7 protein-coding genes are annotated in these 11,248 nt (G+C 50.1%); 1 reads left to right on the forward strand and 6 read right to left on the reverse strand.

Annotated features, from left to right (window positions below; translation table 11 throughout):
• The 4 genes from WKI47_RS07175 to WKI47_RS07190 form a co-directional block, all read right to left on the reverse strand.
• On the reverse strand, positions 1–1,087 hold a 1,087-nt coding region (locus WKI47_RS07175; RefSeq protein ID WP_340226492.1), incomplete at its 3' end, for an AAA family ATPase.
• A gap of 255 nt (positions 1,088–1,342) precedes the next feature.
• On the reverse strand, positions 1,343–2,179 hold the full coding sequence (locus WKI47_RS07180; RefSeq protein WP_340226493.1) for a hypothetical protein: 837 nt from the start codon (positions 2,177–2,179) through the stop codon (positions 1,343–1,345).
• Positions 2,180–2,298: 119 nt separating this feature from the next.
• Positions 2,299–3,453: a tyrosine-type recombinase/integrase gene (locus WKI47_RS07185; RefSeq protein ID WP_340226494.1), complete on the reverse strand. Its 1,155-nt coding sequence runs from the start codon at positions 3,451–3,453 to the stop codon at positions 2,299–2,301.
• 192 nt (positions 3,454–3,645) lie between these two features.
• A complete protein-coding gene (locus tag WKI47_RS07190) occupies positions 3,646–3,993 on the reverse strand; it encodes a DUF3817 domain-containing protein (RefSeq protein WP_340226495.1) in 348 nt (115 codons plus the stop codon).
• A gap of 203 nt (positions 3,994–4,196) precedes the next feature.
• On the opposite strand from WKI47_RS07190, the gene WKI47_RS07195 reads away from it, so the two are divergent.
• Positions 4,197–4,946, forward strand: coding sequence for an alpha/beta hydrolase (locus WKI47_RS07195; RefSeq protein WP_340226496.1), 750 nt, complete (start codon positions 4,197–4,199; stop codon positions 4,944–4,946).
• Positions 4,947–5,026: 80 nt separating this feature from the next.
• Here WKI47_RS07195 and WKI47_RS07200 read toward each other — a convergent pair whose 3' ends face one another.
• Together WKI47_RS07200 and WKI47_RS07205 are read right to left on the reverse strand one after the other, a co-directional pair.
• Positions 5,027–7,498, reverse strand: a complete 2,472-nt coding sequence (locus WKI47_RS07200; RefSeq protein WP_340226497.1) for a hypothetical protein — start codon at positions 7,496–7,498, stop codon at positions 5,027–5,029.
• 77 nt (positions 7,499–7,575) lie between these two features.
• Entirely contained in the window at positions 7,576–10,647 is a 3,072-nt protein-coding gene (locus tag WKI47_RS07205) for an alpha-mannosidase (protein ID WP_340226498.1), read from the reverse strand.
• Positions 10,648–11,248 lie beyond the last annotated feature (601 nt).

Genomic DNA, 11,248 nt, shown 5'->3' on the forward strand with positions numbered 1-11,248 from the left:
ATGTCTCAAGATTAACCGAAACACTTGGAGTTTTTATTTTTTCTTCTATAAATCTTTTATTGTTCTCGAGCACAGTAAAAAGATTACTATACTTAATCTCAAACTCATCGCGGAAAACTTCAAATTTAGGATTTAGTTCGAAATTGTTTTTCTTGGGGATCAAATGGATCGATTCTGAGTATTGGTCTAATGCTAAATTCAAACTCTGAATATCAGCCTCGTAAGAAGCATCGAAATAATTTTTAATATTTTCCATCAAAGAGCTCGAAATTGTTTTTTCTTGACAAAACGGACAAGTCTCGTTCCCTTGTCCCAAGCTTTCAGGTAAATATTCTAGTCCTTTTTTGATCCAATCCGAATTGCCTAAATCTTTAATCAACTGCGAAATTGTACTATTCTCATTACCTACAATATGCTTTTTGAACAACTCTGCCATTTCTATACTATGTGAATTAAATTTTATTTTAGACAATTCAGAATATTTATGTACATTGACATTTAGGGCAACTTGCAAATCATTTTTAATACTTTCTAAAGTTTTATCTGGTTTTGAAATGGGCTTTTTTAAGTTTAAAATGTGATCAAATAAAGTGTTTTTTGATCCTTTATAACCTTCTAAACAAATCTCAAAAACTCTATCTCCTCCAGTATAATCAGTTTTGATTTTCCAAATTCTATTCTTCGCTAACTCCTTTTTCTCACTCAAAGAAGCTTCTTCTTGTCTAAGTTTTTGTAACTCTTTCTCTTTGCTCTCTTCAAATTTTTCAATTTCTTTTTTGGCATTTTCAATTTTCAACTCAGCTTCTTTATTTTCTTTCGAAAGAGTAAAAATCCCTTTCAAGTTATCCGGTTCAAAAAAACTCTCTTGAATAAAGCTTTGGTTGTAAACAAGTATTTCATGGTTATCATCTAAGCCTTCAATATAACAATTCTTATATCTCTCGTCTTTCTGTCTCAACAAATAGTTAGAAAAAGTGCTTTTTCCGACTCCATTAAGCCCATAAATTAAATTAATCTTTTTGTCTGTTTCTAACGTTGTTAAGCTTTTATAACACGCAACTTTGTCAAGAGCTATTTTTGTAATCATTTTTTAACCTCCGATTTAATGAGTCATAAATACCTTCTATTCAATCTATATTTCCCTTATAAATTCTTCTTTTAGCTTTTTCATGTCAGTATTTGCTTTTGAATGACTAAGAGTTTATAAGTCATGTTCAAGATTAGTTCTTAGTAATTACGTATAACGTTCCTGTATTCACGACTCAGCGTATGCTGAGTGTCCGACGAATGTCGGATCAAGGGCGTATGCCCGCAGCGTGAATATTATGTTAGCTGATGTTCACTACTCCTCTGAATTTTCAACAAACATCTCTAAAATATTTTTAGATTCTATTATAGGAAGCCTATTGTATTCGATATGAAGATTATCCATGCTCTCATCAAGACCACTTTCTTCTATTGTTGCTAAGACAATGTCTCCTACCACGCCCCTATAGTCGACAGCGAATTTATATATTTTTAAAGAAGAATCCATTAAACTTCTTGTATCACATAAATTTATAGCTATTTCATGTATACGAATTAAACAATTGAATGCTTCTTCTAAGTGAGGCAGTAGATCAAATTCGGCTTCCATTTCCCCAAGCCTTACTTTCTTTGGCCAATTATAATCAGACATAAGACGCTCTTTATTTACTATTACACTGAGTAAGTTATTTTTGTTTTCGTCCATTTTAGTTTTCACTTTGGCTATTGGGAATTTACAGTGTAGTGTGAAATTCCTTAACTCATATACAAATCTGTAAGAAAAATATTCATCAAATTCTGCTGATGTTGCCACTTTGAATCTTTTAAATTGATCTGAATCCTTACCATAAAGCCTATTTAAATAAGTTTCCCAATGATCTAAAAATGCTTTAAAAGAAGCTAGATACTTAAGAAGGAACGAAGGTAGCTCATTTAAAAAATGAGCTGTGCTGATATGCTGGGAGTCATCCAAGTAATCACTTATAAAATTTTCGAGCGCTTCTTTATCTTTTTGCACCATGGATATTCTTTGATAATTATTCACGAAGATATTTATATTCTTCACATGTTCTAATAAACCTTCGAATTCAGCCTCAGAAATGCTTTTAAGTCCTTTTAAATTTTTTCCATCAAAGCTTGCTATGCTTCTCATAAGCCTATCCTTCCTATGTGAATTTCAGCTAACGTCTTATTCACGAACTTCACCTAAACTCCCCATCCCGTTTATTCACGAACTTCCCAGTACACCTCAACCCCGTGTTATTCACGAACTTACTCCTCTTCTTCCATCCCACCCAACCGATCCAAAGGGCTTTGAATCCGCCCAATGTCTCTTCTGCTCACATGCGTATACCGCTCCGTGGTCCGAACACTCTGATGCCCGAGCAGCTCCTGAATATAACGAAGATCAATCCCGTTCTCCAACAGATGCGTTGCAAACGAATGCCTCAACGAATGGATACTCACGTCTTTCCGAATCCCCGCTTGAAGTACTGCTTTTTCAAACACCTTTTGTGCGGAGCGTTCTGTCAAATGCCGTCCTTCCCGCTGCCCCGGAAACAACCATCCTTCCGGTTTTTCCTGTTCGATATACTTCTCCAGTACGGCATTCGCTGTTTCGGACAATAGCGTCTGACGATCTTTCCGGCCTTTGCCTTGGCGAACCTTCACGACGTTGCGCTCCCGATCACAGTCCTCCGGCCGCAACCTTACCACTTCGCCGACTCGCAACCCGGATGTATACGTGACAACCAACATCGCTCGATGCTTCAAGTTTTTTACGCTTTTTAACAAACGTGCCACTTCTCCAAGCGACAAGACATCCGGCAGTTTGCTTTCTTTCTTGGGACGCACATAGCCGTTAGAGTTAGGACGTTTCAACACATGACGGAAATAAAACTTCAAAGCACTAATAGCCTGATTCACGTAAGCATGCGATAAATCTTTTTCCAGCAGCGTTAACGAGTATTTTTGCACCGCAGCATCGTTAATTTCCTTCTCCACAAGCAGCACCTCATCGAAAAACCGCTCTACCTGAAGCGTATACGCTTTGATCGTTTTTCCGCTGTACCCTCTCGCCCGAAGCGCATCTTGTAGTTCATTTTTCCGATCTGAACTCCATACCTGCGTGTCTTCGACGGGAACGGGCATTACGCTCTGCTGTCGCAGCTTATTATGATTTCCCACTCGCTCGCGCAAATACGAATCCGCATTCCCTAATACTCCATCACACTCGAAAAAATCTTTCGGATACGCATCCAACAAAGCGCTCATGCTCGACACCGTATACGGAATCGTCCAAATCTTTTCGTCCGCAATATACATTCTGCCAGACACGGAACGAATCCCTTTCAACTCCTCAGACCCATAACGTCCCAGCTTCACTCCAATAGCCCGCTCATCCCGATAAACCAACTCAATCTTCAACTCGCTTGCCTCCTCAAAGTTTATCATCATCTGGAATTTTTGGAAATCTTGTTTTTGCGCAAAAAAGGACCTCAAGATGGAAGCCCATCCCGAGGCCCGATTCTTTCGGTGCCGATTCTGCTTATATGGATGATGATAAAACGATTCTCAATCTTTTGTCCAGAATTAACGGCAGCTTTACTAGAATACGCCTTATCCGGCCCGTCTAGCCCGCCCCGCTTCCTCCCCCGTTCCATACATCCGTCCCGCCGCGATCTCTTTATTCAAATGCGCTTCAAACACAAACGTCCCTGCCGGAAGGACAGCCGCCATCAACGCCCAAAACAGCTTTTTCAATCCCCATTTCAACTCATAAAACGCATGTATCGCCGCCAAAATATACAACATAAACAGCGCCCCGTGCGCTCCCCCGACGATCGTGACAGCCTGGTCAACCCCTGCGGCGTACTTCAGCGGCATCGCCACCAGAAGCAGCAGCAAGAACGAGATCCCTTCCAGCACCCCGATCACTTTAAATCTCCCCAATACGGTTCCTAACATGACACCCTCCTCGAATTTGAAGGCGTTTGCGTAAACGGCGGTACACGCACCGATTCGCTTGCGCAAGCGTCCTTAAATAGTCGTATCTTCCCCATTCTAAAGGATGTTTCATTCCCTTCTCAACTTTAAAGCAACGCATATGTATGGTTAGATATAAGAAGAAAACATCGATCATCTACCTATCTAAAACAGGAGTGAACCCTATGAAAATGATCCCGCCGCAGCCTTTTACGTATGAAGCAGGAAAACGCGCTGTATTGCTCCTGCACGGCTTTACCGGAAACACGGCGGACGTGCGCAAGCTGGGCCGTTATTTACATGCAAAAGGCTACACCTGCCATGCTCCGCTATACACGGGACACGGCGGTGCAGCCGAAGAGTTGCTACAGCTATCTCCGGAAAACTGGTGGCGCGATGCGGAGGAAGGATACCGTCTGCTGACCGCGAAAGGCTACCGGGAGATCGCAGTGGCAGGCGTGTCGTTGGGCGGTGTTTTTGCTTTACGGCTTGGCGCGGAATATCCGGTAAAAGGCATCGTCTCCATGTGCGCACCGATCCAAGGCAAAAGCGCCGAAGAACTGTTCGAACGAATTCTCGGCTATGCCAAGCAGTACAAAACATTCGAAGGCAAAACGCCCGACATCGTGCAGGCCGAAGTTGAAGCGATTGCGAGTCTTCCACGTGACCAACTATCCGGCTTACAAGATCTGATTTCGAATACCGCAATCCAGCTTGACGACATCGAAGCGCCCGTAGCGGTCATGCAAGGAGGTCTGGACCAACCGCTTTATCTCAACAGCGCCAACGTTATTTACGAAAAAGTGTCCAACCCGCACAAAAGCTACAAAGTGTATCCGAACTCCGGCCATATTCTGACGCTGGGACCGGAGCAGCAACAAGTTTTTTCCGACGTCGAACACTTCTTAAACCAGTTGGATTGGGAAAATGAATAGCGGATGCTAGCGATAAGGGGTGAGCGGTTCAGACTCAAGCTGAAACTTTCATACTCAGTGTGAACACTTCATGCGTAATTCTATGCCCGAATTCGTAATCGCACGCCTGCCGGATCATTGGTGTACCGCACCAATAAGGTTGAGCTTGGCTCGTCCCATTCCCAATCCGTTTGCTTCGCTTCATTAGAAGCTTCACCCGCCGGATCATCTAGCCTGGATAAGTGTACAGACAAAGGTCGTCGATCCAGCCAAAAACGGGCGACCCCCTGCACGTCAGCCGGGCCTTCTGCAATACAAGTAAATCCCTGCGCAGTTGCATTCACTTCGTCGATACGCGATGCGGCAGCGATCAAACGGATATTCGACGAATGAACCGAATCTTTCGCCCTGCTGAATCCCGCATCATTAGTGCATCCGATTGGATTCAGATCGTACAACAACGCCTGCTCGCTTTCGCGTACCGTCACGTCTTGGCGAATCGGCAGATCCGCGTCGAGCAGATCGACAAAGCTTCCTTTTAACGCAAAAAAGTTCCGTTCGACACTCGTTGTTGTAGCTGTTTGGGCAGAGTCGTTCTTTTTAGGAGAGTCTGGTTCATGCTCGAATTCGTCCATAACGGCCGCGATGATATAAGGACCTCTACGCAGCGCCAAAACCGGATTTCTGCGCCAAACTTCGGGTCCCGCAACCATAGCCGTAATGTCACCCGTCGCCGACGTGTCGCTTTTCGCTCCGGGATGAACCGGTTCGACACGGATAGAATGTTCCAACGCTTGTTCGACCGCCAGCCGCAGCGTCTCCGCCGCTTCCGGCCGTATCGCACACTCCGACGGATGCAGATTCAAAAAGAAAACACAGCCGCTCCCGACTTCATGCAGTCCTTCTTCCGGCGACTCTCCCAGCCCCAGACTATGGAACAAATGCGCCGCAGGCGTAGCAAACGTCCGTACTTCGCTCGCTGCCGCTATCCGTGCTCCTATGGAAATTCCGGTTTCCTTTTCCGCAGCCGACATCAATGCGTCCCCGCCCAGACCGCCGTTCCACCATTCCCGCACACCGTGATACTCATCGCTTCCGTCTCCCGCGTACACCAATGCCCCGCCGCTTCGCACCCATTCACCCAACGCCTGATGCAGCCCCGGCGATTCCGGCTTCATGAATTCGTAACTCAACACCAGCACCCGATATTCATCCAGATACCCGGCAAACCGCTCCGCGTTATCCAACTGCACCGGCCTGACCGCCGCCCCGTGCTTGAGCAGCGGCAGCGCCAATCCGTAAAACGCCGACCAGTCCAAGATGTCCATCAATTGATCGCCCAGCGCCGCGTCCACCTCGGTCCCGTCGTATTTGAACGCCGCCGCTTCTTCGCTCCAAGACGAATCGTACCGCTGATACATCGCCGAGTCCGCCAACAGCAAACCGATCTGCGGACTGTCGCTCAACCATTCGGCGTCCAATCCGTCCATGCGGTTCAACACGTTCGTCACAACCTGAAGTTCGGTCGCGTAACGGGCAGGAATCCCTTCTTTGCCGTCGCCGCCCGGTTTCGGATATTGGCCTTTATAAATGCGTCCCGGCCACGGGCACACTTCGTATCGGCTGACGCCCGGATGCAGCAGCGACGCGATCAGCGTACGGATATAATCGCGCCGATAATCCGCCCACGTATGCTTGGGATCGTCGGCGATCGGATCGTGCAAAAACCACATCCGGCGATCCGTCCCGCGTACAAGCTCCTGCATGATGCCGTACTCCAAAAACGCCGTTTCGAACGTCCGCGCTTTGCGCACTCCTTGATATACATTCGGCGTCTGCGCGGTTCCGGTCCACACTTGCGCGATATAACCGTCCACTCCCGGCAGATCCAGCAGTTTCGATTCCGGGCTGACGATCCGCCACTGCGTGTAGTTGATCAGACTATGCGTCGGTACGTAAAAAGATATCCGCCGCCCGTATTTGACCATCGCGTATTCTTTGAGCGATCCGCAGATCCGGTCGAGCGTGCGCGTGTACAGATAGGCTTTGAGCTTGGATGCCCGGTACTGCGCGTCCGGCGAATGATGCGGAGGCTGCCACGGCTCGCGGTAAAACAGTTCCCATTCCCTTTTAAAAGCTGCCGAATACCCGCCTTCCGCCCAGAACTCCGGTTCTTCCAGATGGATCGCTTCGACGCCCGCGTCGACGGCAGGGCGTATCCGCTCCGTCAAAAAATCCGCATACGCGACCGTCGGCACCATATACGGAATATCTTCGGATGTCCCGTGAATGATCCGCTGACCGTACCGATCGGTTTGCGCTTCGTCCCAATGCGTACGACCGTCAATTTTTCCGTTCAGATAATCCTGATACCCGCCCCACGACATGCCCGTCATCAGATGCACGATATAGCCGCGATCGCTCCATTCGGCAATCCGTCGATCCAGATCGCCGCGAATGCCGTACACCATCACGAAATCCGTGCGGATATCGATCAACGGATCGTAAGCGCCGCCTTCCTGAAATCCGGTTTTTTCGAATATTCTTCGCTGCTGTTGGCTGTTTTCGGTCATGATGAACTCCTCCTCGGTTTCGCGATTTGAGCGCATGCCAAAAAAGGCACGAAGCGTTCAAGCTCCGCGCCGCAGTGTTACTTCATCTGCACACGCAAGGTTTTGATTTCGAACGGGTCAAACGTCAGTCGAACCGAAGGCGCATCTTGCACCGTCGCAATCCCGCCTTGATCCGGGCCGATCGGCTGCTCCATCAGGTCGGTTTCCGAAATTTCGGCGCATGCGCGGGCAAAGGTCACGCTCGTTGTCGCCTGCGTGCCCGAAGTCTCGTACAAACGGAAAAGCAGATGGTCGGAGTCTTCGGCTTTTTTGACGGCTTCGACCATCACATGCGGATGATCCGCTTGGATCAGGGAGAACGTCGTCTCGCCGACTTGTGCCGCCGCTGCCTTTTGCGTACCGTCGCTTGTGCGTTCCAGCACCGAGACCGGCGTATTCAGCTCGTAGCCTTTGCGGTAAACCTGCGCTTGCACAAAGTCACCTGCATGCGGGTACAGCGCGTAAACAAACTCATGCTCCGCCCGGTCCGCGACCGGATCGGGATAACCCGGGCTGCGCAGCAAATTGATGTCCAGCGTCTGTCCTTCCGCGCTGTAGCCGTATTTGCTGTCGCTGAGCAGCGCTACGCCGTAATCCGGCTGCGACAGGTCGATATACTGATGCGCGCAGATTTCGTCCCGGGCGAACTCGATGCCGTTGTTGCGTGTGGTCGGACGTTTGAGATAGCCGAATTGGATTTCGCAGTTCACCTGATCGCTTCTGATCTGCACCGGGAACGAAGCGCGCAGCATTTTTTCGGATTCGCGCCAATCGGCTGCCGTTTCGAACCGCAACGTATCGGCGCCCGCTTCCAGTACGATCTTCTGCACCAGGGTCGATTCGCCGAATCGGTAATGCTGCTCCAGAATCGCCGACACGCCTTCGATCCGTGCCGTGCTGCCTGTCAGCTCCATCCGCCCGGCGACGGTATCCCGGTAATCCCGCGGGAAATCCCAAGCGTCGCCGCGATCATGGTAAACGGTGAGAAGATTGGCTTCCGCTCCGGGTGCGATCATTTCGCGCTGGTTATGCACCAACGATACGATCCCGCCTTGAGCGCCGAACGTCACATGCAGATGTTCATTTTCCAGGCTGTGCGGATCGGCTTTAAGCTGCGATGTCCGCTCGGACAACAGATTGGCGTCCAGTCGATGTTCTTCCGTTAAAAGGGTAAAGCCCATCGGCGGCAGCGAAACGGTACTGTGCTCGCCGCTGCGTCCGATTGTGCGTTCAAGCTGCCACGGCAACGAGTTGAACGCAAGCGTTTGGCTTTCGTCTGCTGCTGCAAGCTCGGCTACGCGTTTTTGCGCAGTATGCAGCAGTTCGGTTGTCTCGGCAAGCAATACCGCGTAGCGCTCCAACGATTCGTCGAACACCCGCGTAATCGACGAGCCCGGCAAAATATCGTGGAACTGGTACAGCAGCGTTTCTTTCCAGATCCGTTCCAGCGGCTCCGATGGGTAATCCGCCGACGTACCGCCGAGCGCAAGCGCCAGCGAAGCCGTGAATTCCAATTCGCGCAGCGCTTTTTCCATTTGGCGGTTGTAGCGCTTGTTGCGGGCCTGCGAAGTCAGCGTACCCTGATGCTTTTCCAGATACAGCTCGCCGCGGTACGTCTCGAACCGATCTTGCTCGCGTTCAAGTTTGCGGAAAAAGTCCAGCGAATACTCCTGCACAACGGGCGGCAAGCCAAGCAGATCATGTTCGCGCGCCAGCCGTTCCAGATGCTCCTCGCCGGGTCCGCCTCCTCCGTCGCCGATCCCGAATAACATCAGCGCGTGCTCGGACACGTTTTTGTCCAGATAAGCCGCTTCGATCTTCGACAGCGAACGCGGAGCGGCCGGGCCGTTATACGTATCTTCCGGCGGCAGATGCGTCAGCACCCGGCTGCCGTCGATCCCTTCCCAGTGAAAACTGTGATGCGGATGCGTGTTGTACACGCTCCACGACAGCTTTTGGGTCATCATGTACGGGATACCGGATTTGCGCAGCAATTGCGGCAAGCTCCCGCTGTACCCGAATACGTCCGGCAGCCAAAGCGTCTGAATATCCTGACCGAACTCTTGCCTAAAAAAGCGTTTGCCGTACAGGATCTGCCGCACCAGCGCTTCGCCGCCCGAGATATTGGTGTCCGGTTCGACCCACATCGCGCCTTGCAGTTCCCAACGGCCTTCGCGCACGCGCTGCTTGATCTGCTCGTAGAGCTTCGGATAATATTCTTTCATCCATAGATACAACTGCGGTTGGCTGGCGCCGAACACGTAATCCGGGTATTTCTCCATATTGCGCAGCACGGTGGAAAAAGTTCTCGCGCCTTTGCGGATCGTTTCGCGGATCGGCCACAGCCAGGCGAGATCGATATGGGCGTGACCGATCGCGCTGACCGTCAGCATCGGATCGCCGCCTTTTTTGGACAGTTGCGGTTGAAGCTTGCCGTCGGCTGCTTTTACGGTTGCTTCATTAATAACGGACAGCTTGAGCGACGCTTCGTACAGCGCTTGAATGACGCGGACACGCCGGGCGCTTTTCTCGTCGGTCTGTTCGGCCAGTTCGATCAGCACTTCGAAATCGTAGTACAGCTTGCGCACGTCTTCGCGGCAAACGGCGATCTGCGCTTCTTTGAGCGTGCCGCTGCGGTAACGTCCGAACAGGTCGTTGCAACCGGCGTCGGCCCAGATGTCGATCGTTTGACCCGCTACGTCTTCGCCGGGCTGCGCCAGTTCGACGACCCGTTTTCCGGGCAGCCCGAGCGCCGTTTCGAATTCGGAATTGATATTGGTCAGCCCTTGCCGGGGCGAGCCTGCTTCGTCGACCAGGCACAATTCGCCGTTGACGTCGATCAGCAACACGGCCCGGCGCAGCGGCTTGTTTGCGTAATCCGGCACGGCGCCTTCAAAATGAAACCAGGCGCAATCCCAAAGCTCGCCCCATTTGTCGCCCGGCTTCAGTTGCTTAAGCGTGCCGGATGTGCGTGCTTCATACGGGACGGGTTCTTGGGTGATCCAGGCGGAAACGTTCAGGGAGCCGATCGGCTCGTAGATTTCTTCGCGCAGCCGGTTGAGCATGTTTTTCGCCCGATCCAGCATGATGCGGTTATTTTCGTAAGGCATCTTTTCAGCTCCAATCATTGAGTAGAGAAGGGGGAAGCGCGCTGCGGCGCCGGGGGAGCTTCCGTTCCGATCGCGTGTTGAAATTGGGAAAAGAGATTGAATGTGATAAGGGGTTTTCCCAATTTCAAAGGCGAGCGCTGACGCTTCTACACGGAACTCCCCCTCTGCCTTCGCTTGCTTCCCCCGGCCGAGCATCGGCCTGAAAATCTTGGGTAGAAAGATCGTCGTATAAGGAAGATCCGACTTGAGTTGAGCTTCGCTGTGAAAAGGCTAAAAGAAATGAAGCAGAATAAGAGAAATGAAGGATGAGATGGACAATTTTTAGAATGCGGTCGATGGGGCGATTCGTTGTTTGAGTGCTTTTAAAGACCTGTTGTTTCCTAGTCCTTCCTGCTCCCAAGCAGCAGAAACGCCTTCGCCTGTTTCAGGCGAATAGTAGAATTTCGTGCTCAGGACAACCGATCCTGCATCCAAATTAAAGATTTCCCGTTCTTTTTAATTCTTCCTCCTCCCAAACAGACTGCCTTTTGGGAGGAAGGTCTTATTCCCGGCCACGCGCAGGCGGAGGGAGAAATTCAGTGAAAGACGCCTTTGAACTTCG

Source organism: Saccharibacillus sacchari (assembly GCF_037722395.1).
Lineage (GTDB): Bacteria > Bacillota > Bacilli > Paenibacillales > Paenibacillaceae > Saccharibacillus > Saccharibacillus sacchari_A.

Coding starts and splice junctions, on each gene's coding strand:
- WKI47_RS07200 (WP_340226497.1), bottom strand. CDS start 7,498: ATGACCGAAAACAGCCAACAGCAGCGAAGAATATTCGAAAAAACCGGA.
- WKI47_RS07195 (WP_340226496.1), top strand. CDS start 4,197: ATGAAAATGATCCCGCCGCAGCCTTTTACGTATGAAGCAGGAAAACGC.
- WKI47_RS07205 (WP_340226498.1), bottom strand. CDS start 10,647: ATGCCTTACGAAAATAACCGCATCATGCTGGATCGGGCGAAAAACATG.
- WKI47_RS07190 (WP_340226495.1), bottom strand. CDS start 3,993: ATGTTAGGAACCGTATTGGGGAGATTTAAAGTGATCGGGGTGCTGGAA.
- WKI47_RS07180 (WP_340226493.1), bottom strand. CDS start 2,179: ATGAGAAGCATAGCAAGCTTTGATGGAAAAAATTTAAAAGGACTTAAA.